Consider the following 25,971-nt stretch of genomic DNA (forward strand, 5'->3'; position numbering starts at 1 on the left):
CCTATTCAACACCTTTCGGCGTCTTTTAGTACTGTTGCTTCCAAACTTTCAAAGATCTTAAAACGTATATGTTATTATGCCGTTTATCTAATTTATCGTCCGGTTCTTTTTCGCCTCAAACTCCTCATTTCCAATCTCTTATCTCATCTCCGTTTCCCGTCGTTCGGGTTGCAAAGGTAAGCGCTTTTTTCATTTCGAACCAAACTTTTTTTGATGATTTTTTTTCTTCTTTTTTTGATCATTTCTGAACCCCAAAATCATCAAAAAAACCATCAAAACATTTCCAAGAACTAACCCCCTTATCTCGTAAGCGGGGTGCAAAGGTAGCAGTGTTTTTCTCAATTCACCAAATCTTTTTTTGAAGATTTTTTCGCTACATTTTTTCGAAGATCTACCGCCGTGCCTTTTATCTCATCAGCGGGGCGCAAAGATAAGAGCGATTCAACACCTGCCAAACTTTTTTTGCTCCCTGGTTTTCTACAGCCTCTCCAAACCCTTACCCAGACTGAGTTTCAGCGGTTACATTTTTTTAATCAGTATCCGTCATCACACGCCGGATGACCCAACGGATAATTCACTCTCTCCAGATATAAACCATGCGCCGGCACCGCAAAATCAGCTTTCGTACAATCCCTCATCTCAATGATCTTTCGTAACCCCGCTATGTCCAGCTTGCTCCTGCCGGCCCGCAGCATTGTAGCCGTTAACGCCCGCACCATGCCCCGTAAAAACCGGTTTCCCTTAACATAATATGAATACCCTTCAGGCGTCTCCTCCCACCGGCTCTCTATCAACTGGCAACGAAAGGTCTTAACCTGCGTGTTCCGCTTACTGAAACTCGTGAAATCACCGTACTCCTTCAACACTCCCGCCGCCTGCTGAAGTATCTCAAAATCAAGGGTATACGGAAAATAAAAAGCCCGCCCCGACAGGAACGGATCTTTCTGACGGTAGATATGATAACGGTATTCCCGACTCACGGCATCAAACCGGCTATGATGAGCCTCCCCGACTTCAACTATCCTGCGGACAGAAAGGTCGTCCGGCAGCATAGCGTTCAGGTTATACTCAATCCCGGCCCGCAACGGGCTCTCCACATCAAAATGAAAGTAATTCTGTCGGGCGTGCACCCCGGCATCTGTCCGGCTTGAACCGGTTAGCTTTAACTGGCTACGAGTCACTGTAAAAATCACCTGCTCCAGCTCCTGCTGGACCGTATGCGCGTTTTCTTGTCTCTGAAAGCCGGCATAATTACCGCCCCGGTAAGCTACTTCTATAAAATACCTGGTCATCCTGCGAATGTACTGCTCTGCGCCTGATCGCCGAAACAGGCCCAACCTCAACAGCTTCGCCTGGCTTTTCAGGCTCAGGTTTATCTATCTCGATAGTAATTATCTCTTTCTCCTCCCCTTCCCGCACTTCATATTCCAATTGCCAAAAAGTACCCATGTCCTTTTTGCTGATCAGTTTAACCGCCGGCACCTGGCCTATCCAGCTACCTTTCCGCGGTGCTACCGGTGTCGCAATACCGCTACTTCTGTAGAAAAGGACCGTGCTGTCATTCATTACCTGTGACAGCCGGATGGCAAATGAATCCGACCTTTTATTCATCCCTGCCAGGTCGTCCTCTTCCCGCGATAATCTACGGGTCGCTAAAGGAGCCCCGTTCGCCCCATCCACAAGCCTCCAACCATCTCCCGGCTGTTCTTTCAATATAAGTCCCTGCACACTTGTCGTATCCGTCAGTTTAAATGACAGCACGCCCCGCTTTGACCCGGGAAATCCCAGCACAATCTCCCCCACATTCTTTGCCAGCGGCGCAAGCAGAAGAAAATTTCCTTCCGAAGAACGATAAATACTATCGCGTGTCCTCACGAAAAACGGGCGCGAGGGCTCAGTTTCTATATAAATAAAACCACCATCCTGGGCGGTAAGACCCAGAAAGCTGCAACACATAATCACTATCAGCAAAACTCTTTTCATGTAACCCCCTAAATTAATGAACATCCCTGATCAAAACCCATCATGCAACCTTTCATACTATTTTATGCTGCAAATCAGGCGGTAAGGAATAAATTTACCCGGTTAAAACACATGTATGAAAAAAGGAATTATCAGCTCACTGCTGGTTATCTCAGCCCTGGCAGTTTTTGGCCAGGAACATGAAAGCAGTGAAGTACCTAAGATTTACCGGGAAACTCCAACTATCGTTAACGATCTTGTACACACCAAACTTGATGCACGCTTCGATTATGACAAGTCATGGTTATATGGCAAAGCATGGATAACACTGAAACCACATTTCTATACCACCGACTCACTTGTGCTTGACGCAAAGGGGATGGAGATCAAAAATGTGTCCCTTTCCAATGACGGAAAACTTTCTCCACTGAAATATTCCTACGACGGTTACCTCCTGAATATCAGGCTTAACAAGCCTTATAAAGGCGGTGAAACTTACACAGTTTATATTGACTATACTGCCAAGCCGAATGAACTCAAAGTAAAAGGCAGCGCCGCTATTACCGATGCAAAGGGATTATATTTCATTAACCCCAAAGGGGAGGAAAAAAATAAACCTACCCAGATCTGGACCCAGGGCGAAACTGAAGCAACTTCTGTATGGTGCCCAACTATTGATAAGCCCGGACAGAAGACCACCCAGGAAATCCTGATGACGGTACCTGCTAAATATGTGACTCTCAGCAATGGCAAACTCGCAAGCCAGAAAAAGAATAACGACGGCACCCGTACCGACCATTGGAAAATGGAAATGCCTCACTCACCTTACCTGTTTTTTATGGGAGTGGGTGATTATGCTGTAGTAAAAGACAGCTACAAAGGAAAAGAGGTCAGCTATTATGTAGAGAAAGAATTTGAGCCCGTGGCCCGCCGAATTTTTGGCAATACACCGGAGATGATGGCATTCTTTGGTAAAATCACCGGAGTAGAATATCCCTGGGTGAAGTATTCCCAGATCGTAGGCCGCGACTATGTCAGCGGTGCGATGGAAAATACCACAGCAACCCTTCACCAGGAAAGCGCGCAGCAGGATGCCCGCGAACTAGTGGATGAAAACCGCTGGGAAGATGTAATTGCCCATGAATTGTTCCACCACTGGTTCGGTGACTATGTTACTGCAGAAAGCTGGAGCAACCTGACCCTGAATGAATCTTTCGCCGACTATAGCGAAACTCTTTGGAATGAATATAAATACGGCAAGGATGCAGGTGATGCAACGAGCTACTCGGCTATGCAGGGGTATCTCTCGAATCCTGACAATGCGCAAAAACACCTTGCCCGCTTTTATTATAACGACAAGGAGGATATGTTCGATGCTGTAAGCTACCAGAAAGGCGGCCGCATCCTGCACATGCTTCGCAATATCGTTGGCGACAGCGCATTCTTCAAAGCACTTAACAATTATCTCACCACCAATAAATTCAAAGCTGCCGAAGCACATCAGCTCCGCCTTGCTTTTGAAGAGGTAACCGGACGTGACCTTAACTGGTTCTTCAACCAATGGTATTTCGGCGCCGGCCACCCCAAGTTGAACATTGAATATAAGTATGACGACAGCAAAGGCGTGGTAAATGTATTTGTTCAACAGACCCAGGAAGGGGATGCATTTCGTTTACCTATTGCCGTTGACGTATATGAAAGCGGTAAAAAGAACCGTTACAAGGTCGAGCTGAATTCAAAGGCGGATACATTCAGCTTCCCCTTTAAAAAACATCCCGACCTCGTAAATGTGGATGCTGAAAAAATACTCCTGTGCGAGAAAATTGACAACAAGTCCCTTGAACAATATGTGTACCAGTATAAAAATGCAGGTAACTATCTCGACCGTCGTGAAGCCATCGAATTCTGTGCTAAAAAACAGGATGACGCCGCAGCTCAGGCCCTTTTGCTACAGGCTTTGAAAGATCCGTATGAAGGTCTCCGCACCTTTACGCTGGGCAAACTTGACATGAAGAAATCAACCGTCAAGACTGCCGCAGAAAAAGCCATTGAGGATCTGGCAAAAGCTGACCCAAAATCCACAGTTCGTGCAAAAGCGATCGACCTGCTGGGTAGTTATGCCAATGCCACTTACGCTGATATCTTCAAAACCGGAATCAGAGACTCTTCATACGCCGTTGCAGGTGCATCACTCGAATCACTGGCTGAAGTAAATAATGAAGCAGCAGTGGAAGCAGTCAAGCAGCTTTCGGCTCAACCGGCCAAAGGCCAGCTCCTTGGTGCCATCACCAGTGTGGCTGCAAAGAACGGTCTCGAAGAAGCATTCCCGACTATTGCTGCAACATTCGGTTCAATGCCATTGACACAGACAAAATTCGAAATGCTGCAGCCTCTTGCTATGCTGATAAGCAAAATGAAATCTCCGGAGAAAGTTAAACAGGGTATAGACCTGATCACAGATTTCCGTGAATCAATTCCGACAGCTTACAGGGCACAGACAGACGGCTACATTAACAATATGGTGCTGCAGGGTATCCAGAACGCCAAGCAGAAAGAAAATACGCCTGCGAGCCTGGAACTTGTTGAATATATCAAAGTAAAACGCACTACCCCCGAAAAGAAAGCATTCTAAGAATAGAGAATTTGTTCTAGAAATATAAAAAAGGTCGCTCTTCGAAGAGCGACCTTTTTTATATTTCTATGAACTTGATTCACCTATTCCCTTACCGACGAATCACCAGGGCATTTTCCAGATTCCTACCAGTCTCCGCCTGCACCTCCGCCACCGAAACTTCCGCCGCCAAAGCCACCGAACCCGCCTCCACCGCCACCTCCGCCGGACCAACCGCCACCGCCACCACTGCCACCTGGGAAGAAAATGATCGGAGGTCCGCTATTCCATCCCCTGTAACCTCTCCGGCTCATCATTCCACCGCCACCTCGCCCACCACCGCCCCTGCGTGCAATAATAAATATTACGACCAGGATCATAATGATTAATCCGACCGGCATACTCTTTTGCTTGTCACGTTTACCATAGCCTTCCGGGGCTTTGTATTCACCTGCTGCAGCCTTAATGATTGCGGAAGTTGCTTCATCCAGTGCCCGGTAATAATTCCCGGCTCGCAGGTTGGGCACCATCTCCGTTTCAATGATCTGTTTCGCCGTGATGTCCGGGATGGCACCTTCCAGTCCATATCCCGGTGCGATGTATACTTTTCGTTTCTCCCCTTCACCCGTACCGGTAGAGATCAGGATGATGATCCCGTTATTGAACTCAGTACCGCCTACGCCCCACTCTCGGCCCAGTTCGGTTGCATAGTCGTTGGGCTCCAGTCCGTTCAGAGTCGGCACGATCACTACAGCGATCTGGTTAGATGTGCTGTCATCATAAGCCACCAGCTTATGTTCCAGCGCAGACTCCTGGTCTGTGGTAAGCAGGTCAGCGACATCATTCACCAGTCGCGGAGGATTGGGTTTCGGAAGCACCCTTTGCGCCAGCATGGGAAGGCTGATCAGCACCAAAATGAAACAAACTATGACACGCTTCATATGATTCTTCTGATACTTAATTTCCGAATACAATATCATCGGGAAGTTCATTCTTGTCGGTTGTCGCCCGGTAGGGAAAATGTGTCTCCAATATGCCCGCTACATCATTTATCACCAGTACCAGGCCATCAGCATACGCATTCTGCCTGAAGTGATGCATCAGCTTCTTAATTTCTTCAGTCCAGAATTCAGAACCAACAATACGGTGAATTCCTTCGTCACCCCAGATCGCAACCTGGTGGTCCTTCGAGGCAACATACACCAGCACACCGTTCCTTTCCACCGTATGGTCCATTTTCAGGTTCCAGAAAACTTCCGCTGCCCTGTCAACCGGGTTTACGAGGCGGCAATGACTCTCCACAAAGACCCGGATCTCTCCGCTGGTTTTCGTTTCGGCGTCCCTGATGGCGCCAACTACCTTTTCGGCTTCTTCATGGGTGAAGAACCGGTTCTTTTTCAGGAAGGAGAAAAATGCCATGCGGGTTATTTTGAGAAATCAACAGTTGGTGCCTTTTCTGCGCCGGCGTCTGCAGTAAATGCCTGTTTCGCAGTGAATCCAAACATTCCGGCAAAGATGTTATTAGGAAAAGTCCTGACTGTACTGTTGTATTGCTGAACCGAAGCGTTAAAATCATTTCGTGATACCTTGATCCGGTTTTCGGTTCCCTCCAATTGCGCCTGGAGATCACGGTAGTTCGCATTCGCCTTAAGATCAGGATAGTTTTCCACTACGGCCAGCAATCTTCCAAGGGCACTGCTAACACCGGCCTGGGCTTGCTGGAACTGTGCAATCCTCTCCGGGGTAAGATTAGTCGGATCCACCGTTACCTGGGTAGCTTTTGCTCTTGCCTCCATCACCCGGGTAAGCGTTTCCTGTTCAAAATTTGCAGCCCCCTTTACAGTATTTACGAGGTTTGGAATGAGGTCACTCCTGCGCTGGTAGTCACTTTGAACGTTTGCCCATTTATTCTTTACGTTTTCATCCAGTTTAACCATGCTGTTGTAACCACTGCAGGCACAACCGCCGAGAAGAAGAATAGCACCTACAATAATGATAATGATCAGGTTCTTAGAGTTCATTGCAGATAAGTTTTAGATAATATTTAAAAGTACAATAAACCAGACACAAAAAAGGGTCACCCGGTTGGATGACCCTTAAAATAATTATTGGAAGACTCAGGATTTCACGGCCGCAATACCGGGAAGATCCTTTCCCTCGAAAAATTCGAGCATTGCTCCGCCACCCGTGGAAACATAACTTACTTTGTCAGTATAACCAAATTGGTTAACCGCAGCAACGGAATCACCACCACCAACGAGGGAGAACGCGCCATCCATCGTCGCTTCTGCAACCGCATCTGCAATGGCTTTTGTGCCATGCTGGAATTTACTCATTTCAAACACACCCATCGGACCATTCCAAAGGATTGTTTTGGAACGTTTGATCACATTTGCAAATTGGTCGCAGGCCGAAGGCCCGATATCAAGCCCCATCCAACCGTCAGGAATCGCGTTGCTTGGAGCCGCTGAAGTCTGCGCATTGGCATCAAACTTATCTGCAATTACGGAATCGGAGGGCAGATGGATCCTTACACCTTTATCGGCAGCTTTCTGCAACAGGTCATTAGCCATCTGGAGGCGATCTTCTTCACAAAGCGAAGTGCCGATCTTTCCGCCCTGGGCTTTCATAAATGTATATGCCATTCCACCACCAATTATGATATCTGTGGCGCGCTCAAGCAGATTTTCAATGATCAGAATCTTGTCTGACACCTTAGCGCCTCCGATGATGGCAGTGAAAGGTTTCTCTGATTCATTCAGCACTTTCTCAGCACTGCTCACCTCGCCTTCCATCAGCAGGCCGAACATCCTCTTTTCAGGCGAAAAGAATTTGGCAATCACAGCTGTAGAGGCATGCGCACGGTGTGCTGTACCAAAAGCATCGTTTATATAAACATCACCAAGTCCGGCGAGCTTTTTGGCAAATCCTTCATCTCCCTTTTCTTCTTCTTTGTAAAAGCGGAGATTTTCCAGTAACAGCACTTCACCAGGCTTCATCGCCGCAGCCTTGTCTGTTGCTTCCTGGCCAATGCAATCATTGGCAAAAAGGACATTAACACCATCAAGCAACTTCGTTAAATGAGGTACCAGATGCCGGAGGGAGTATTTGTCGGTCGGACCATCTTTCGGCCGGCCAAGATGGCTCATCAGGATTACTTTACCGCCATCTTTCAGGATCTTCTTTATAGTCGGAAGGGCAGCTGTTATCCGTGTATCGTCGGTGATCTCAAATGCCGCGTTCAGCGGTACATTAAAATCGACGCGGATGAGTGCTTTCTGCCCGGCAAAATTATATTCGGTGAATTTACTCATATAGCATCAGGTTTAGCAAAGGAAAAATAAAAGCGGGTATAACCCGCTTTTGAAAATTTATTTGGAGATAAGTCCTGCAAAGTAGTGAACGGTACGAACGAGCTGGCTTACGTAGCTCATTTCATTATCATACCAGCTTACAGTCTTGACCATCTGAAGATCACCTGCTGTAACCACCTTTGTCTGTGTGGCATCGAACAGTGAGCCATAGGTCATACCAATGATATCGCTGCTCACAATTTCATCTTCAGTGTAGCCGAAGCTTTCATTGCTTGCTGATTTCATTGCAGCATTAACTTCTTCTAGCGTAACTTTTTTGCCGAGCACAACTGTAAGCTCCGTCAGGGATCCTGTGATCACAGGGATGCGTTGTGCACCACCGTCAAGTTTGCCTTTGAGTTTCGGGAGAACAAGGCCGATCGCTTTTGCAGCTCCGGTGCTGTTCGGCACAATGTTCGCTGCGGCTGCACGTGCGCGGCGAAGGTCACCTTTTGCATGCGGAGCATCAAGTGTATTCTGGTCGTTGGTGTACGCGTGAACTGTTGTCATCTGGCCAAGTGTGATACCGAATGTATCATCCAGAACTTTTGCCATCGGGGCCAGACAGTTTGTGGTGCATGATGCACAGGAGATAATTTCTTCGGAACCATCAAGTACATCGTGGTTCACGTTGAATACAACTGTTTTAAGATCGCCGGTTGCCGGTGCAGAAATTACTACCCTTTTGGCACCTGCTTTCAGGTGAGCGGCAGCTTTATCCTTGTCTGTGAAAAATCCGGTGCTTTCGATCACGACATCCACACCATGTGAACCCCAGGGAATCTGTGATGGATCTTTCTGTGCATATATTTTAACCGTGTCGCCATTGACAACGATGGAGTCTTCCGTTGCAGTGACATTGGCGTCGAAACGGCCCTGCGCGCTATCATATTTCAGGAGGTGAGCGAGAACCTTCGGAGAGGTAAGATCATTGATTGCCACAACGTCGATACCCTTCATGTTATATATCTGGCGGTAAACCAGTCGTCCGATCCTGCCGAAACCGTTAATGGCAACTTTTACAGTGCTCATAATGTCAATTTGAAATTTGGTGAAGAAATAAAATGAGTCGCTAAGTTAAGGCATGCGGGTAGGTGATAAAAATTTTCTGAAAAAATTTTTGGTTTGAATGCGCTGCTCCCTATCTTTGCACTCCCAAACGGAAAATGCCGCGTTGGTCAATCGGTTAAGACGCATCCCTTTCACGGATGAATGACGGGTTCGATTCCCGTACGCGGTACGACTCAAACGGTCTTTGAAAACTTTCAAAGACCGTTTTTTATTTTAAGATATAGCCTTACCTTTTCATTCCCCGGAAACCTGTCATAAAGCCTGATTTTAGCTTCCTCTCTAAAAGACTGATCAAAAAATTATGTTATGGCCAGGAAACTCATCGCTGTATTCGGCGCAACAGGCGCACAAGGTGGCGGCCTCGCGCACGCAATCCTGAATGACAAAGCTTCGGAATTCTCCGTCCGTGCACTCACACGTGACGCATCCACGGAAAAAGCAAAGGAGCTGGCTGCCCTTGGAGCAGAAGTTGTGGAAGCGGACATAGACAACAAGGCATCATTGCTGAAGGCGCTGGAGGGCGCTTATGGCGCATATTTCGTAACATTTTACTGGGCTCACTTTTCACCGCAGAAAGAATATGGTGAAGCAAAGAGCATGGCAGAAGCAGCAAAGGAAGCAGGACTGAAACATGTTATATGGTCAACCCTTGAGGACACCCGTAAATGGGTTCCGATTAACGATGACCGCATGCCTACATTAATGGAAAAATACAAGGTGCCTCACTTCGATGCAAAAGGCGAAGCAGACCAGGTCTTTACCGACCTGGGTGTACCCACAACTTTCCTTCGCGCTTCTTTTTACTGGGATAATTTTATCCATTTCGGCAGCGGACCCAAAAAAGGAGATGACGGCAACTATTATCTCACCTTCCCACTCGACGAGAAAAAAATGGCAGGTATAGCGTCTGAAGATATCGGCAAATGTGCCTACGGTATTTTCAAAGCAGGACCTGCAATGATCGGGAAAACGGTTGGTGTAGCAGGAGAACATCTCACAGGCATTGAAATGGCAGCAGAAATGTCAAAGGCAATCGGCATTTCCATTAAATACAACAATGTAACGCCTGAGGCCTATCGAGGATTCGGATTCCCTGGCGCTGACGATCTTGGGAATATGTTCCAGTTTTACCGTGATTTTGAGAAGGATGTGAATAAAGTAAGAGATGTAAACACCAGTCGAAACCTCAACCCCGAATTAAAATCGTTCAACCAGTGGCTAAGTGAAAATGCCAGCCGCATTCCGCTTTAGCATTTTCGGTTATCCTTGTTAGTTATATCCATAATCCCGCGCGTACATCATATTACTTGCCGCATTTAATGCATGGCATAGCGGTCGAATTTCCAGGTTACAGGTGATTGGGAAACTTTCGCGTCAGGATTCCCCGGAGTTGATGTGATTACTCAACCGGATGAGGCACAATACAGACCAATGGGACTTGCTCAGGGCCCTGATGGATTACTGTATATTTCAGATACGGAAAAAGGCAGGATCTGGAGAATAGTTTACAAAGGCAGATCTCTATGCACGCAGTGACATCGCTACATAATGGATGATTTTCTGTCGCAGGTCATCCGGGCGGAACGGCTTCGGAATAAAATCGTTGAAACCCTTATAAATAAGGTCCGCCTGCATATGATCATACACGGCAGCCGTAAAAGCAATGATGGGAATGTTTGGTGAGGATTTACGGATATGTGCTACTACTCCCGCCCCGTCAAGCTCAGGCATTTCCAGGTCAACAAGTAACAGGTCAAACTCACTTTCTTCAAAACTTTTAACGGCTTCCAGCCCGTTTACAGCTTCTGTAACTACAGCATTCCACTTCGACAGGAATCTCTTCACCACCATCATGTTAATAGGATTGTCTTCAGCAACGAGGATGCGTACACCGCTTAGATCCTCGAATTTGGACTCTCCTTTTTCTTCGATATAACTATATCGCACTGCCTCCACCGGCAGGGTAATAGTGAAATAAAATGTGCTTCCTTCTCCAAGTGCACTGTCTACCCGTAATTCCCCACCCATTTTCTGTACGATGTACTGGCTGATCGCCAAACCAAGCCCGGAGCCACCGTACTTCCGTGTTGTTTCCGCATCAGTCTGATAAAACTTATCGAAGATCCGGTGTTGTTTTTCTTTTGAAATGCCAATGCCGGTATCAGTTACGGAGAACCGGAGCGTGATGTTATTACTGCGCTTCATCAGTGTCTTGACCTCCAGCCTGATCATACCCAGTTGGGTGAATTTGTTTGCATTTGACAGCAGGTTGTTTAATACCTGGTGCAGACGCATTTCATCACCCATTACAACCAACCCCTGAACCGCATCAAGGTCACAATGCATTGAAAGACCTTTCACTGCGATCTGGTTGCGGAAGGAGCCGGTAACTTTTTGCATCAGTTCTGCAAGGTTGAACGGAGCATTGCTCAATTCCATTTTGTCGGCTTCCAGCTTACTGTAATCGAGAATATCATTTACGAGCTCAAGCATGTGTTCGGAAGAGTTCTTCAGTACATCGAGCATTTGCTTCTGGCTTTCGAGGTGGTCTTCCTGGTGCAGTATGTTCGTGGTTCCGATAATGGCATTCAATGGGGTGCGAAGCTCGTGGCTCATGTTACTGAGAAACCTGGATTTAACCCGGGCGGCCCTTTCGGCACGCTCCTTTGCCTGCAGGGTCTCCACTTCGGCAATTTTGACTTCGGTTATATCCAGGATACTGATCTTCGCATAGCGGCCACGCTGGTGTTCAAAAATTACGATGCTCGCATATGCGTAAATCGGTGTGCCTTCCGAGTTTGAGCACTCCATATTGCCGAACCAGGGAGAATGCAACGTGTAATTTTCATTACTAAATGCCTTCAACCGGAAATTAGCTTCTTCCCCCAGCATGTCGGCCACAGGCCCGAATACATCTTCCTTACTTTCCAGAATGAATAATTCGAGCGCCCTTTTGTTGCAATCGGAGATCTCGAGCGTTTCGAGGTTGATGATGAAAATAGCATCCAGTGATGTATTGAACAGGGTATCACCGAGGCTCTTTTCGCCGAGAATGTCATTTTCTTTTTTGTTCAGCGTATTCAGGATCGAGTAGGCAACCAGGCCTGTCAGTATCAGCGACATGGCCAGGTTGATCCGGAAATTGTATATGTAATGCAGCTCGCCATCTGCTGATACAGGCTTACCATAAGGGGCAATGATGAATGTGAAGCCGAAACAGATCATGGTGGCGATCTCGATAATGATGAGGTCTTTACTGATCCTGGTATCTATCAGGAAGATCATCGCAAAGATCACGGGGAAAAAATACATATAGACACCCGATCGCAGTCCGACAAAATAACACACGATCATGACCCCCATGTTGAAGCTGATAATTACCAGCCATTTGGCAATTGTCTCATGGCGATAGAGCCTGAGAAAATGGGCCGCGAGCAATGCACTGCAGGCAGTCAGGCAGGCTACGGCAGCACCGTATTCCTTCATGACCGTGCAGAGGATCATGTTGATGCCGGAAACTACAATACCGATTTCCGTGAGGGATTTTAGGGGTGATTGGGGAGCCTGGACCTGCCGGAGGTAATAGTCCTCAGCCAGTTTTTCCCAATAACCCAGCACCATAGATAATATATTGGTACCTTTTTTCGTTTTCATGGGGCTGCGCCGTTCATATGGCTGCAGATTAAACGAATCCGGGAAAACAAAATTGTATCCTATGCATGCCGCAACTCAAAGAGCTTTCCAGCTGAACAGTGCTTTTGATGCAACATTTCTAATGGAAATGCATGATAATGACCTGGCAGCCATTTCGGCTATACTGGTTACGGCTTCGCAACAGATATCGGAAGAACTCGACCGGTACCTGATTCTTGCGGAAAAAGGCGACTGCAGTGAACTAAAGCGTCGCATACACCTGGTAAAGCCCCTTTGGGGTTATTGCGGTTTACCTGAGATGCAGATGAAATACCAGCACATGGAACAGTTTTTGGGTGAGAACCCACCTGCTGAGGTAATCCGGGCTCGCCTGCAGTCCGAACATCCCTGTATTGTCGAAGGATTATCCCTGATTACCGCTGAAGTAGTCAGGATCCAGGAATACCTAAAACAACCCGCATCATGAAAACTACTGCTGTAATCGTTGAAGACCTGAGCATTGCTGCTGAAGTGTTGCAGAAATATTGTCAGAAAAGCGGCAAAATCAATGTAATCGAAAGTTTTTCATCTGTCGAAGACGCCTTGCCTTTCCTGTCGGAAAATATCGTCGACCTGCTTTTCCTGGATGTGGAAATGCCCGGTGCAAACGGATTTGACCTGCTCGACAAACTTTCCTACTCTCCCCAGGTGATCCTGACAACTTCCAAAACGGAATATGCTTACAACGCATTCGAATACAGCGTTACTGACTTCCTCAAAAAGCCGTTTACCTACCAGCGATTCATGGATTCCCTGGGCAAACTGAAGGAAGATATTTCGAGAAAGGACGAAGCAGAGGAAATGTCACATATCTATATTAAAAGTGATGGCAAACTGATCCGTCTGGAAAATGATGATATATTATATATCGAAAGCATGGGTGACTATGTAAAGTTCATCACCAATGAGAAGAAGATCATAACTCACAACACCATTAAAAACCTCACGGCGAAAATAAACCCGTCTGTATTTTGTAAAGTTCACCGTTCCTATATCATCAACATGAATAAAATTTCCGATATCAGGGAGAACATGTTATATATTAAAGGAACACAGATTCCAATCAGCAAGGCAAACCGTACAATGGTGATGAGCAGGCTTAAAATCATTTAAGGAATTCTTCCAATGCCGCACTGATAAGTGGTGCTTCAACAAGAAATCCATCGTGTCCGTAGATAGAATCGATTTCTTTATAAACCGCATTTTGCATTGCAGAAGCAATCTTTTGCTGTTCACTGGTCGGGCACAGTAAATCGCTAGTGATTCCCATTACAAGAGTGGGTTGAGGTAAACCCGACAGCACCTTTACCACGTCGCCGCCCCTTCCCCTTGAAATGTTATGGCTATCCATACTCTTGGTAAGCAGCCAGTATGACTGGGCGTTGAACCGGTTCACTAATTTATCTCCCTGGTACCGGATATAACTTGCAGCTTTGAAATTGTCTGTTTTTTCAGCATCGGAATCCTGCTGTCTTTCCACCATTGCCTGGTAGTTCCTGTAGGTAAGCATGCCAATTGCCCGGGCAGCTTTTAATCCCCGTGCTCCGGCCAGGAGATCTTTATCCATCCAGGTAGAATCCGCTTCAATTGCCAGCCGCTGTGCTTCATGAACGGCTACCCCCCAGGCGCTTTCTGTTGGTGAAGTGGCTATCAGGAACATTCGCGTGATCACTTCCGGTTCCGCCAGCGCCCATTCCAGGACCTGGTAACCTCCCATACTTCCTCCCATACATAAGCGGACAGAGCTGATTCCCAAGTGCTTCCGGAGCAGTATATGCGCTTTAACCATATCGCGGATGGTTATGAAGGGGAAGGCCGAAAAATAAGGTTCACCTGTCTGGGGATCTATTGAATGCGGACCACTGCTTCCGTAACAGGAGCCGGTAATGTTTGCACATACGATAAAATATCTTTCCGGGTCTATGGCACCACCTGTGCCCACCACACCCGGCCACCAGGCTGTTGCGTCGGAGCTTGCAGTCAGCGCATGGCAAACCCATACTACGTTTGAGCCGTCTGGCGCAAGGGTTCCATAGGTGTGATATGCGATTTCGAGATCATTGATAACGGAGCCATTTTCCAGCTCAAAGGCCCCCCGGGATACAAATCGATGCAACATGACTGCAAAATAAACCCTCCCACCGTTACCTTTGTACCTAATTTGAAAAAATTACCCAGCGATTATGGTAACAGTTGATATTGTCCGCCGGTCAGGCGAATTCGGATTTGAAGCAACAGATGCTAATGGTCATGTAATCAGAATGGATACCAGTCCCGAAACCGGGGGCAATAATTTTGGTGTCCGCCCTATGCAGGTCATGTTAATGGGACTTGGCGGATGCAGCGGCATCGATGTTGTTAGCATTTTAAAGAAACAACGCCAGGAGATCACTGATTTTTCCATGCATATCGAAGCGGAACGTGAGACCGGCAAGGAACCCGCACTCTGGAAATCTGCCCGTATTGTCTTCACACTCAGCGGAAAAATCGACGAAGACAAAGCCCAACGCGCGGCCCAATTGTCAATGGACAAGTACTGTTCCGTAGCAGAAACGCTCCGCCGTGCCGGGACTGAAATAACCTGGGAAGTGAGAATAAAGTAAGTGCTTGACCCCAGGTTTGTCGATATGTGAATAAGTCAATAAGTGAATAAATGCGTTCATGTACTGTTGTTTACCCGGGTGCCCCACTGCGGTTTTGAATTTTGATTTTTTACCTTTTGAATTTGAATCATGCATCCTGTTTCCAAGGCTATCCGGACACAAATTGACCGGACAAACGAAATGGAACATTCCCAGCCTATGTTCCTTACCAGTAGTTTCTGTTTCGATAATGTGGAAGAAATGCGCGCGGCATTTGCAGATGAATCGGATGACAACATCTACAGCCGATTCAGCAATCCGAACGTGCAGGAGTTTGTTGACAGGATGTGCGCTCTGGAGGGTACTGAATCCGGTTTTGCCACCGCTTCCGGTATGAGTGCCATATTCGCATCGTTCATGGCATTCCTGAAGCAGGGCGATCACCTGCTTTGCTGCCGGAGCATCTTTGGAAGCACACACACGGTCATTACCAAATACCTTCCCAAATACGGCATTACGCATACTTATGTAGATGCAGCCGACATCGCTTCGTGGGAGCAGCATATCCAGCCGAATACAAAGATGATTTACCTGGAAACGCCTACCAACCCGGCGCTTGAGGTCATCGACCTGGAAGCTGTAGGTGCATTGTCGAAGAAACACAACCTGTTGTTGAATGTAGACAATTGTTTTGCCACACCTATTGGCCAGCGCCCGATTGAATTTGGTGCTGATCTCATCATCCACTCCGGCACAAAATGGCTCGATGGCCAGGGCCGGGTACTGGGTGGAATTGTACTTGGAAAGAAAGCGTTGATTCATGAGGTATATTTATTCTGCAGGAGCACCGGCCCTTCTCTTTCTCCATTTAACGCCTGGATCCTTAGCAGGAGTCTCGAGACCCTGGAAGTGCGGATGGACAGGCATTCATCGAGTGCCTTATACATTGCCGGGAAACTCGAGAATCATCCGCAGATCAACAATGTCAGATACCCTTTCCTGCCATCCCACCCACAACATGCTGTTGCAATAAAGCAGATGGTTAACGGCGGTGGCCTGGTATGTTTCGAGTTGAAAGGCGGAATTGAAAGCGGAAGGAAATTCCTTGATGCCCTTAAGATGCTGACCCTCACAGCAAACCTCGGAGATACACGCAGTATCGCTTCCCACCCGGCAAGTACGACGCATGCCAAGCTTACCGATGCAGAAAGAAATGCGGTGGGAATCTGTGCGGGACTGATCCGCATCTCAGTGGGACTGGAAAACAGGGATGATATTCTGAATGATATTCTGCAGGCGTTGGAAAAGTGCTGAATTGCCCGATTATCCCTAGAAAAATAAACTGGGATTTTTGCCTTTGAAAATTACCGGTGATTGTCCTGCAGCGCAGGAATGCCTTAGGTATAGGCTAGCTATAAGATGGCTATAGGATGACTATAGGATAAGGGAACCCAAAAATGTGGTAAAAAATGAAGATTTGTCGATTGGTCCCGAAACTGCCAGCATAGTTCTGATCAAGACAGGCCAATCTCATAGTGCCTTTCCGGAATGTCTACATCCAGGAAGCCCTTATTGATCAGTCTTTGTCTGAATTGCACCTGCACATCGTATTCGCCGTGAACAAGAAACATCTTTTTCACAGCCCGGGGGTCCTGGCTCGACAGGAACTGGCAAAGGTCTTCATAGTCTCCATGGGCGCTCATACTGCGAACCGATCCCACCTCCGCATGCACTTCATGCTCCATCCCGAATATGGACACCACTTTCTTTCCTGCTGCAAGCCTGCCACCAAGTGAATTCGGTTCACAATATCCCACCAGCAGGATTCCATTCCGGGTGTTTTCAATATTGTTGCTGATATGGTGTTTCACCCGGCCAGCGTCTGCCATTCCGCTGGCCGAAATGATTACACATGGCTCATTCCTGAAATTTAACTGCTTCGATTCTTCAACCGTTTTTATGTATCTCAACCCGCTGAACCGGAACGGATCACTATCGGTTTGCAGTAAGCGTTGGATGGTTTTATTGAAATACTGGGGGTAGCTTTTCACGACTTCGGTCGCTTCGATGCTAAGGGGACTGTCAACAAAGTAGTCGATCTGCGGCAGCCGCCGCTCCACCTCAAGCTGGTTCAGTGAATACAGGATCTCCTGTGTGCGGCCCACGCTGAAGGCGGGAATGATCAGTTTGCCCCGCCGGCGAACGCATACCCTGTCGATCCATTCAAGGAGTTGGTCAGGTGTGGTAGTCTGCAGGCTATGCAGGCTGTTTCCATAAGTAGATTCGATTAACAGGTAGTCAGCCTGTGGAAATGTCTCGGGTGATCTCAGTATTATATCGCGGTAACGACCTACGTCGCCACTGAAAGTAATTTGTTCCGTTTTATTGTTTTCCGTAACCCGCAGGTGTACTGCTGCACTGCCGATGATATGACCCGCATCGGTAAAAAGCAGTTCAATGCTTTCGTCTATGCGGAACCAATTTCCATATTCCACTTCACGGAACATGGGAATTGCTTTTTTGGCATCCTCGAGCGTGTATAAAGGCTTTATGTATGGCTGACCCGTTGCTGCCCTGCGCTTATTGGCATATTTAGCATCTTCTTCCTGGATGTCTGCAGAATCTTCCAGTAAAATAGCGGTAAGGCTTCGTGTAGCCGGTGTGCAGAAAATCGGCCCGTTGAAACCGTCGCGCACAAGTTTGGGAATTAGGCCACTATGATCAATGTGCGCGTGCGAAAGAACCAGTATATCCACTTCTGCAGGGTCAAAGCCCCAGGTCCTGTTAAGCGCATCAGTCTCCTTTCCCATTCCCTGGAACATGCCACAGTCGAACAGGATTTTCCTTCCGTTTTTTAAGGTGAGCAGGTGCTTTGAACCCGTAACGGTGCGCGCTGCGCCATGGAATGCAATTTTCATGATCGTTTGCTTTTAAATGACCAGGTAACAAAAAATTCAGCTACTGTTTCGCCATTAACATCCCGACCTGTAGAACGGGCTCTAATCGTCTGCCCTTCACCGGTAGAAACCGCTGTTTCTACTGCATTTCTTATACCATCACCATCTTCACAAGTGAACACTGTAACGCCGGTTGCTTTTTTATAGTAACGTGCTTCCAGGCCGGTAACCAGCATGGATACAGATGGCTTCCTGCCATATACCTGTGCCATAGCAAGCACTCCCGTGCTCATTTCAGCCGCCATTGCCAGGCAGGCGAAATAGGTAGAACGGAATGGGTTCCGGGTAAACCATTTGAAGGGGACGGAAACACTGCAGCCCGATGTATTCGCATTCAGGACCCTGATACCCGAAAAATAGGCGCTCGGCAGCTTCGAAAGCAGGAACAACCTGAATTTAACAGGATTGGCCAACAATCGGAAGAATGCAGGGGAACCAGTTTGCATACTTTAAGATAGTGAATTACCTCATCACAACACTTCGATCTGGTTGCGAAGGAGGTCTTCAAACTCATCACGCCGGCGGATCAGGTGTGCCTTGCCGTCAAGCAGAAGTACTTCTGCCGGTTTCAGGCGGGAGTTGAAGTTGGAAGACATCTCAAATCCATAAGCCCCGGCATTGTAGAATACAAGAAAATCGCCTTCACGAACTTCATTAAGTGTACGATCCCAGGCAAAAGTGTCCGTTTCACAGATATTTCCAACTACCGTATAAATTCTTTCATTACCGTAAGAATTGGAAATATTCTTTATGCGATGGTAAGCATCGTAGAACATTGGCCGGATCAGGTGATTGAAACCGCTGTTCACACCTACAAACACGGTAGCCGTTGTTTGCTTGATTACATTCGTTTTAACGATCAGGTAGCCGCACTCGCTAACGAGGAATTTTCCAGGTTCAAACCATACCTGAAGCTGCCTGCCTGTCTCCCTTTCATACTCGGCAAATGCTTCGGCGACTTTTTCACCCAGCAAGGCAATATCAGTCTGAACATCGCCGTCCTGGTAAGGAACCTTAAAGCCGCTGCCAAGGTCGATGAACTGGAGCGAAGGGAAATGTGTAGCAAGTTCGAACATTACATCTAGTCCCTGCAGGAACACATTCACGTCCTTGATATCACTGCCCGTATGCATATGAATTCCTGCGATATTGAGACCGGTTGATTTCACCACTCTTTCAATATGCCGCAGCTGGTGGATGGAAATGCCGAATTTGCTGTCGATATGCCCGGTAGAGATCTTGTAGTTTCCGCCGCCCATAATGTGCGGATTGAAACGAATACAAATCGGATAGCTGCCGCCATACTTTGTACCGAATTGCTCAAGAATGGAAATATTATCTATGTTCAGGTTGACACCCAACTTGCGCCCTTCTTCGATTTCGCAGAAGTCAACACAATTGGGAGTGAACAAAATCCGGTCAGGGGTAAAGCCGGCTTTAAGACCGAGCTTCACTTCATTGATGCTCACGCAATCAAGTGAAGCACCAAGGGATTCTACATATTTAAGAATATTAATATTGCTGAGTGCCTTACAGGCATAGAAAAAGCGGGCATCAACCTTGCTGAAGGCTGTCTGAAGCTTATTATACTGCTCACTAATCTGGCCGGCATTATAAACATATAGAGGTGTGCCAAACTCCTGCGCCAGCTGCACCAATTGATCATTCGGTAGATACGACATAAATTCTTTTGCTTGCGAATAGCAGCGAATATACGTCAATCACTCTTCTTTTTCGCCCGGCTCAGCATCTTCATCGTTGCTTTCATCCTCATCCGCACCTGGTTGTGTGTCCGGATTTTCCGTTTCCTTGGCAGAGTCCTGCCCGGATGTGTCGCTGTCTATTTCTTCTTCCGTAAACAGCGATTCCAGCAACTCACCACTCTCATCAACCAGCAGGTGGGAATTCGGAGCCTCAAGGGTTTCCGTGTCAACGAGTGTATCAGTAACGGTTTCGTCGTCGCCGTTCGCTACATGCTGTTGTCCGCCAAGCAGCGTGGGCTCTACTATCTGGTCGGCCAGCACTTCCTTGATGCGCGGAAGATCCTCCGGACCATTCAGACCAAAGTAATCCATAAATCCTCTGGATGTCGTATATACGAGGGGTTTACCCGGCATTTCTTCGTTGCGGCCACTGATAATAATAAGCTCTTTTTCAAGAAGCTTCTGGATGCTGTAATCCGCGCTTACGCCGCGGATCGCTTCAATCTCTGACTTGGTGATGGGTTGCTTGTAGGCAATGATGGCCAGGGTTTCCATTGCAGCGGGACTAAGCCTTTTCAGGAATTTGTCACCGTTAAGCTGCGCAACAGTCTTGTGGTATTCCTTCTTGGTGAGAAACTGCCATCCACCACCACTGAACCGCAATTCGAAGGGATAAAATTCGGACTGGTATTTCTCCACAACCCCTTCAATTCCGGCTTCGATCTGCTCGAGAGTAATCTTGTCTTCCATAAAACCAAAGGCCTGGTTGATCAGGTCAGTCAGTTCAAGGGCGCCAAGTGGCTTCTCGCTGGCAAAGATCAGGGCTTCAATATGAGGTATGATTGTTCCGATTTCCATAGTCGTCATTTTAGATATTGCTACAAGCAACATGCCGCAAGCTGGTTGAAAATCCGAAAACGGGGAAATCACTTTATACACAATGTGGAAAAGCCGGGGTCTGCAAAGGGCCTGCAAAGGGTCTGCTAAGGGGGTGCTAAGGGCTTGGCAGGCTGCTGTTAGTCTGCAGCCCCTAAGCAGTTGCCTCGTTTCAATACCCATCCTTTGCGGCCGTTCAATAAAAAAAGCCCCCATTACGGAGGCTTTCTATTTTTCATTTTTTGCTTTTCACCTTTCAATTACCCCTGCAACGCTGCTGCACCACTCACAATTTCCGTAAGCTCGGTCGTAATTGCAGCCTGGCGGGCGCGGTTATAGGATATCTTGAGTGAACGAAGAAGTTCATTCGCATTATCGGAGGCTTTATCCATAGCCGTCATACGAGCACCATGCTCTGAAGCATTTGCATCGAGAACAGCCTTGAACAGTTGCGTATTCAGGATCTTCGGCATCAGTTCGGCGATCAGTTCTTCCCTGTTTGGTTCAAAAATAAAGTCGCTCTTCTTAGCATTAGGTCCGGCCACCACTTTAGGGATCGGCAGGAAACGCTCTACTACGAAACGCTGCGTTGCAGCATTCTTGAACTGGCTGTAAACGATCTCTACTACATCAAATTGCCTGTCTTCAAAACCTTTCACTGCAGCCTGGGCACAAGCTTGTACAGTTTCAAAGCGAAGATTCAGGAATATATCTTTATAGGTGGCATCCGTTTTATAGTTAGCCTTCAAAAGCGCTTCCCATCCTTTTTTACCTATATTCCAGATGGTTACATTTCCGTTGGCAAACTGGCGGCTGTAACGCTCGCTGATTGTCGCCTTGGCAGCTTTGACCAGATTGGCGTTGTATGCACCCGCAAGTCCACGGTCGCTTGTAATCACAATCAAGAGCACCTTTTCAACTGGTCTTTCTGTAGCCAGTACACCTCCCACCTCACCTTCGGAATTGCTCACGATATTGCTCAGCATTTCCTGCAGCTTGTTTGCATAGGGACGCATCTGGATGATGGCATCCTGAGCCCGGCGCAGCTTCGCTGCACTTACCATTTTCATCGCTTTGGTGATCTGCTGGGTACTTTGAACGGATTTGATCCGGTTGCGGACCTCTTTCAGTGCTCCTGACATATTAAATACTCGAAATTTGCCGCAAAGGTAATAGAATAAGGTAATAAAATAAGCAAAAGTGTCCACGAGTACACGAATGCAAAGAAACAGTACACCAACAGGCTTTTCCTTACCTTTGCTTCCCTGCCAATTTGGCGAAACTTGGTAATTAGCATTGAAATTGACAGGATTATAGCCTAAACGCAACATTATCCAGACAATACCCAAAACATGTTAGGTCTCATACAGAAGTTATTCGGCGGAAGCAAATCAGAAAAAGATGTCAAAAGCGTCCAGCCAACAGTAGCTAAAATAAGCGAATATTTCGCTGCTTATCAGTCACTTACGAATGATGAGCTTCGCAATAAATCATACGAATTCAAACAGCGGATCCAGCAGCACCTTACCTCGATCAACGGGGAGATCGCAGAGCTGGCCGCAGCTGCGGAAGCCCTGCCTTTCAGCGATTTCACCGGAAAAGAGGCGATCTACGTAGAAGTTGACAAACTGAAGAAAAAGCGTAACGAGCAGATCGAAGAAATCCTGAAAGAGATTGCGCCAGAAGCTTTTGCCGTTGTGAAAGAAACCGGTCGTCGCTTCAAGGAGAACCCGGTAGTGACAGCAACTGCCACTGAACTCGACCGCCAACTTGCAGTAAAGAAAGACTACATCACTATTGATGGCGATAACGCTAATTTCAATAACACCTGGACAGCCGGCGGCGGAAATATCACTTGGAACATGGTGCATTACGATGTTCAGCTGATTGGTGGTTATGTACTTCACACCGGTAAGATCGCTGAAATGGCAACCGGTGAAGGTAAAACCCTGGTATCCACGCTTCCTGCGTACCTGAACGCCCTCGCAGGCGAAGGCGTACATATCGTTACCGTGAACGACTACCTTGCACGCCGTGACTCGGAGTGGAACGGTCCCATCTTCGAATGGCTTGGACTGACGGTAGATTGTATCGACAAACACCAGCCGAACAGTGAAGAACGTCGGAAGGCTTACCATGCAGACATTACTTATGGAACGAATAACGAATTCGGCTTCGATTACCTGCGTGACAACATGGTACACAGCCCGGATGAAATGGTACAACGTAAACACCACTTTGCGATGGTGGATGAGGTTGACTCAGTTCTGATCGACGATGCACGTACTCCACTGATCATTTCCGGACCTGTTCCCCGTGGCGACGAGCAACAATATCACGCCTTGAAACCACGTGTTCTCCAACTTGTGGAAGCACAGAAACAGGTGGTTAACAAATTCCTCAATGAAGCCCGCAAAAAGATTGCTGAAGGAAATGACGACGCAAAGGATGGCGGTCTCGCCCTGATGCGTGCATACCGTGGTCTGCCAAAAAGCAGTGCTTTGATCAAATACCTTAGTGAACCGGGGGTAAAAGTAAAACTTCAGAAATCTGAGAACTATTACCTGGCTGACCAGCAGAAAGAAATGCCCAGGGTCGACGCAGAGCTCTATTTCTACATAGATGAAAAAAATAATTCAGTTGATCTTACAGACAAAGGTATCCAGATGATTACCCGGTCAGGCGAAGATCCTGAGTTCTTTGTTCTACCCGATATCAGCGTAAAGCTCGGCGAGATCGAGAACAGCGCAGCAGAGGCAGAAGATAAACTTCATCTTAAGGAAGCGTTGCTTAATGAATATACACTGAAAGCAGACCGCATCCACACTATTCACCAATTGCTGAAAGCATACACTTTGTTCGACAAGGACGTTGAGTATGTGGTAATGGAAGGCCAGGTTAAGATCGTTGATGAACAAACCGGTCGTATCCTTGATGGTCGCCGTTATTCCGATGGATTGCACCAGGCCATTGAAGCGAAAGAAAACGTAAAGATCGAAGCAGCTACGCAAACATATGCGACCATTACCCTGCAGAACTATTTCCGGATGTACCATAAGCTGGCCGGTATGACCGGAACTGCAGAAACAGAAGCTGCAGAGCTGTGGGACATTTACAAACTCGACGTCGTTTCTATCCCGACCAACGTTCAGGTGATCCGGAAAGACGAACAGGATCTTGTATATAAGACGAAGCGTGAAAAATACGCCGCTGTTATTGAAGATATTGAAAGGCTCCGCAATGCGGGCAGGCCGGTACTGGTTGGTACAACCTCAGTTGAAGTAAGTGAATTGCTTAGCCGGATGCTACAGGTTAAGAAGATCCAGCATAACGTACTGAACGCAAAACAACACGCCCGTGAAGCACAGGTTGTCGCCGAAGCGGGACTGGCCGGTGCAGTTACTATCGCCACAAACATGGCGGGTCGTGGTACGGATATCAAACTTGGCCCTGGTGTCAAAGATGCCGGTGGTCTTGCCATCATAGGCACAGAAAGGCACGAAAGTCGCCGTGTCGATCGCCAGCTCCGCGGTCGTGCAGGTCGCCAGGGTGACCCGGGAACTTCGCAGTTCTATGTGTCAATGGAGGACGACCTGATGCGCATGTTTGGTAGTGATCGTATTGCCTCACTGATGGACCGCATGGGTTATAAGGAAGGTGAAGTGATCCAGCACAGCATGATCACCAAGAGCATTGAAAGGGCGCAGAAAAAAGTAGAAGAAAACAACTTCGGCATCCGTAAGCGCCTCCTTGAATATGATGACGTAATGAACAAACAACGTAATGTCGTTTACAAGAAACGTCAGCACGCATTGTTTGGTGAACGTCTCGCCCTCGATCTTGACAATGCATTTTATGGCGTTGCGGAAGGCCTGATCAGTTCATTCCGCGAACAGGAAGACTTTGACGGATTCAAACTTGCAGTGATCGTGAACTTCGGCATCGACACTTCTATCGCCGAAAGTGAATTCAAGTCAACAAATATCCAGCAGCTGGCAGACAGGCTTTATAATGAAGCTACAGAAAACTACCAGCGAAAAATGGATGCTCTCCGTGAGCAGGCGGTTCCGGTATTCAGTAATATCCGTGCAACCCAGGGACAACATATAGAAAACGTAGTTGTGCCATTCACCGACGGAAGAAAAGGCATCAATGTATTGAGCAATATGGCTAAAACCCTCGATACGGATGGACGGGAACTTGTCAATTCAGTTGAACGCACAATTACACTTACATTGATTGACGATTCCTGGAAAGAACATCTGCGATCAATGGACGACCTGAAGCAAAGTGTGCAGACCGCATATCTTGAGCAGAAGGATCCTTTGGTAATCTACAAAGTAGAAGCGTTTGAGCTTTTCCGTAAGATGGATGGTGAAGTAAATCGTGAGATCGTTTCCTTCCTGTGCCACAGCGGAATTCCGATGGAACAGCAGCAACCGGCAGAAATAATCCGTGAAGGCCATGAGGAAAAGACCGACATGAGCCGTTTACAGGCCAATAAAGATGAAGTAGATGCTCGTGGCGAAGACTATGCAGCTAACCGCAACGATTATTTTGATCCATCAGCCGGTCCTGTAGTACAGGAACCCATCCGCGTTGGCCCAAAAGTGGGACGTAATGATCCATGTCCATGCGGAAGCGGAAAAAAATTCAAGAACTGCCACGGCAGCAATCTTTGATAATTGATGACAAAATATAAAAAAGGAAGGAGCCCGACTCCTTCCTTTTTTATTTACTTTAGTTGTATGGCCAGCAAAAGACCGGCATATTATTTCCTGCTGATCGCTTCTCTCCTTAATGTTGCAATGCTGCTGGGCGTTGCAAGTCACTATACCCCTAATTTACGATTAAGCAACCAACGCAATATCCGTTCCGCCAGGAGAAATGAGGTCAGTGTGAGTGCCACCACTTTGAATTCTGACTTAAAGCCAGCAATCGCTTCTGCATTTAAGGCTGATACGGCAAAGCCAGCCAGGCAAATCGCCTCACCATTGGCATTTATTACCGGTTTATTTTTTCTACCCCTGCTTTCCAGGATTCCTGGCAACCTCAGGCTGATCCTGCATCACCAGAATTCGAACCTTCAGCTCCAACGGTACCGGCTAAGCGCCGAACACCCTCCAGAGTATGTTCTTTAGTCCAGGCTGATAACATTACCCT

23 protein-coding genes and 1 tRNA gene are annotated in these 25,971 nt (G+C 47.3%); 10 read left to right on the forward strand and 14 right to left on the reverse strand.

The genetic code is table 11. The features are described 5' to 3' along the window. Nucleotides 1-533: 533 nt before the first annotated feature. Together truA and OI18_RS22520 are read right to left on the reverse strand one after the other, a co-directional pair. On the reverse strand, nt 534-1,292 hold the full coding sequence (gene truA, locus OI18_RS22515; protein WP_039144323.1) for a tRNA pseudouridine(38-40) synthase TruA: 759 nt from the start codon (nt 1,290-1,292) through the stop codon (nt 534-536). After that, nucleotides 1,252-1,983, reverse strand: coding sequence for a hypothetical protein (locus tag OI18_RS22520; protein ID WP_039144325.1), 732 nt, complete (start codon nt 1,981-1,983; stop codon nt 1,252-1,254). The genes truA and OI18_RS22520 overlap by 41 nt, the downstream gene beginning before the upstream one ends. 115 nt (nt 1,984-2,098) lie before the next feature. Between OI18_RS22520 and OI18_RS22525 the strand changes: the two genes are divergently transcribed. Next, complete coding sequence (locus OI18_RS22525; RefSeq protein WP_039144328.1) at nt 2,099-4,594, forward strand: M1 family metallopeptidase; 2,496 nt, start codon at nt 2,099-2,101, stop codon at nt 4,592-4,594. A 125-nt stretch (nt 4,595-4,719) separates the two neighbouring features. Here the strand turns inward: OI18_RS22525 and OI18_RS22530 are convergent, their stop codons facing one another. From OI18_RS22530 to gap, 5 genes are all read right to left on the reverse strand, one after another. Continuing rightward, the gene (locus OI18_RS22530) at nt 4,720-5,514 is read right to left on the reverse strand and encodes a TPM domain-containing protein (protein WP_039144580.1); all 795 of its coding nucleotides are present in this window, start codon (nt 5,512-5,514) and stop codon (nt 4,720-4,722) included. 16 nt (nt 5,515-5,530) lie between these two features. Then, a complete protein-coding gene (locus OI18_RS22535) occupies nt 5,531-5,992 on the reverse strand; it encodes a TPM domain-containing protein (RefSeq protein ID WP_039144331.1) in 462 nt (153 codons plus the stop codon). 5 nt (nt 5,993-5,997) lie between these two features. Continuing rightward, a complete protein-coding gene (locus OI18_RS22540; RefSeq protein WP_039144334.1) occupies nt 5,998-6,594 on the reverse strand; it encodes a LemA family protein in 597 nt (198 codons plus the stop codon). A gap of 96 nt (nt 6,595-6,690) precedes the next feature. Then, nucleotides 6,691-7,887, reverse strand: a complete 1,197-nt coding sequence (locus OI18_RS22545) for a phosphoglycerate kinase (RefSeq protein ID WP_039144335.1) — start codon at nt 7,885-7,887, stop codon at nt 6,691-6,693. A gap of 57 nt (nt 7,888-7,944) precedes the next feature. Continuing rightward, nucleotides 7,945-8,958, reverse strand: a complete 1,014-nt coding sequence (gene gap, locus OI18_RS22550) for a type I glyceraldehyde-3-phosphate dehydrogenase (RefSeq protein WP_039144338.1) — start codon at nt 8,956-8,958, stop codon at nt 7,945-7,947. A 136-nt stretch (nt 8,959-9,094) separates the two neighbouring features. Here gap and OI18_RS22555 point away from each other — a divergent pair. From OI18_RS22555 to OI18_RS25175, 3 genes are all read left to right on the forward strand, one after another. Then, nucleotides 9,095-9,166 (forward strand) — tRNA-Glu (locus tag OI18_RS22555). Between the two features lie 137 nt (nt 9,167-9,303). Beyond that, on the forward strand, nt 9,304-10,248 hold the full coding sequence (locus OI18_RS22560; RefSeq protein WP_039144340.1) for an NmrA/HSCARG family protein: 945 nt from the start codon (nt 9,304-9,306) through the stop codon (nt 10,246-10,248). A gap of 180 nt (nt 10,249-10,428) precedes the next feature. Next, complete coding sequence (locus OI18_RS25175; protein ID WP_338030056.1) at nt 10,429-10,533, forward strand: hypothetical protein; 105 nt, start codon at nt 10,429-10,431, stop codon at nt 10,531-10,533. Here the strand turns inward: OI18_RS25175 and OI18_RS24080 are convergent. Beyond that, a complete protein-coding gene (locus tag OI18_RS24080) occupies nt 10,519-12,651 on the reverse strand; it encodes a PAS domain-containing hybrid sensor histidine kinase/response regulator (protein ID WP_052273500.1) in 2,133 nt (710 codons plus the stop codon). The genes OI18_RS25175 and OI18_RS24080 overlap by 15 nt on opposite strands. Before the next feature lie 61 nt (nt 12,652-12,712). Between OI18_RS24080 and OI18_RS22570 the strand changes: the two genes are divergently transcribed. Together OI18_RS22570 and OI18_RS22575 are read left to right on the forward strand one after the other, a co-directional pair. Then, entirely contained in the window at nt 12,713-13,117 is a 405-nt protein-coding gene (locus tag OI18_RS22570; protein ID WP_152616944.1) for a hypothetical protein, read from the forward strand. Beyond that, nucleotides 13,114-13,803 carry a LytR/AlgR family response regulator transcription factor gene (locus tag OI18_RS22575; protein ID WP_039144346.1) on the forward strand — a complete coding sequence of 230 codons (690 nt, stop codon included), beginning with the start codon at nt 13,114-13,116 and terminating at the stop codon, nt 13,801-13,803. Before OI18_RS22570 ends, OI18_RS22575 begins: the two co-directional genes overlap by 4 nt. Here the strand turns inward: OI18_RS22575 and metX are convergent. After that, on the reverse strand, nt 13,796-14,809 hold the full coding sequence (gene metX / locus OI18_RS22580; RefSeq protein WP_039144349.1) for a homoserine O-acetyltransferase MetX: 1,014 nt from the start codon (nt 14,807-14,809) through the stop codon (nt 13,796-13,798). The two genes, OI18_RS22575 and metX, sit on opposite strands and share 8 nt — an antisense overlap. A gap of 64 nt (nt 14,810-14,873) precedes the next feature. Here metX and OI18_RS22585 point away from each other — a divergent pair, with 64 nt between their 5' ends. Then, nucleotides 14,874-15,293: an OsmC family protein gene (locus tag OI18_RS22585; RefSeq protein ID WP_039144352.1), complete on the forward strand. Its 420-nt coding sequence runs from the start codon at nt 14,874-14,876 to the stop codon at nt 15,291-15,293. A gap of 129 nt (nt 15,294-15,422) precedes the next feature. After that, a complete protein-coding gene (locus OI18_RS22590; RefSeq protein WP_039144354.1) occupies nt 15,423-16,586 on the forward strand; it encodes a trans-sulfuration enzyme family protein in 1,164 nt (387 codons plus the stop codon). A 200-nt stretch (nt 16,587-16,786) separates the two neighbouring features. On the opposite strand, the gene OI18_RS22595 is transcribed toward OI18_RS22590, so the two are convergent. The 5 genes from OI18_RS22595 to atpG all read right to left on the reverse strand — a co-directional run bounded on the left by OI18_RS22595 (nt 16,787) and on the right by atpG (nt 21,950). Then, nucleotides 16,787-18,190, reverse strand: a complete 1,404-nt coding sequence (locus tag OI18_RS22595; RefSeq protein WP_039144356.1) for an MBL fold metallo-hydrolase — start codon at nt 18,188-18,190, stop codon at nt 16,787-16,789. Continuing rightward, nucleotides 18,187-18,675, reverse strand: a complete 489-nt coding sequence (locus OI18_RS22600; RefSeq protein ID WP_039144359.1) for a DUF4442 domain-containing protein — start codon at nt 18,673-18,675, stop codon at nt 18,187-18,189. Before OI18_RS22600 ends, OI18_RS22595 begins: the two co-directional genes overlap by 4 nt. A 24-nt stretch (nt 18,676-18,699) precedes the next feature. Further along, nucleotides 18,700-19,911 (reverse strand): diaminopimelate decarboxylase, encoded by a 1,212-nt coding sequence (lysA, locus tag OI18_RS22605; RefSeq protein WP_039144361.1) that lies wholly within the window; start codon nt 19,909-19,911, stop codon nt 18,700-18,702. Nucleotides 19,912-19,950: 39 nt separating this feature from the next. After that, on the reverse strand, nt 19,951-20,790 hold the full coding sequence (gene scpB / locus OI18_RS22610; protein ID WP_039144586.1) for an SMC-Scp complex subunit ScpB: 840 nt from the start codon (nt 20,788-20,790) through the stop codon (nt 19,951-19,953). Nucleotides 20,791-21,068: 278 nt separating this feature from the next. Next, nucleotides 21,069-21,950, reverse strand: a complete 882-nt coding sequence (atpG, locus tag OI18_RS22615; RefSeq protein WP_039144588.1) for an ATP synthase F1 subunit gamma — start codon at nt 21,948-21,950, stop codon at nt 21,069-21,071. A gap of 210 nt (nt 21,951-22,160) precedes the next feature. On the opposite strand from atpG, the gene secA reads away from it, so the two are divergent. After that, nucleotides 22,161-25,490: a preprotein translocase subunit SecA gene (secA, locus tag OI18_RS22620; RefSeq protein ID WP_039144364.1), complete on the forward strand. Its 3,330-nt coding sequence runs from the start codon at nt 22,161-22,163 to the stop codon at nt 25,488-25,490. A gap of 66 nt (nt 25,491-25,556) precedes the next feature. After that, a complete protein-coding gene (locus OI18_RS22625) occupies nt 25,557-25,949 on the forward strand; it encodes a hypothetical protein (protein ID WP_039144366.1) in 393 nt (130 codons plus the stop codon). Nucleotides 25,950-25,971: the final 22 nt, after the last annotated feature.

It is taken from the genome of Flavihumibacter solisilvae (genome assembly GCF_000814475.1).
Lineage (GTDB): Bacteria > Bacteroidota > Bacteroidia > Chitinophagales > Chitinophagaceae > Flavihumibacter > Flavihumibacter solisilvae.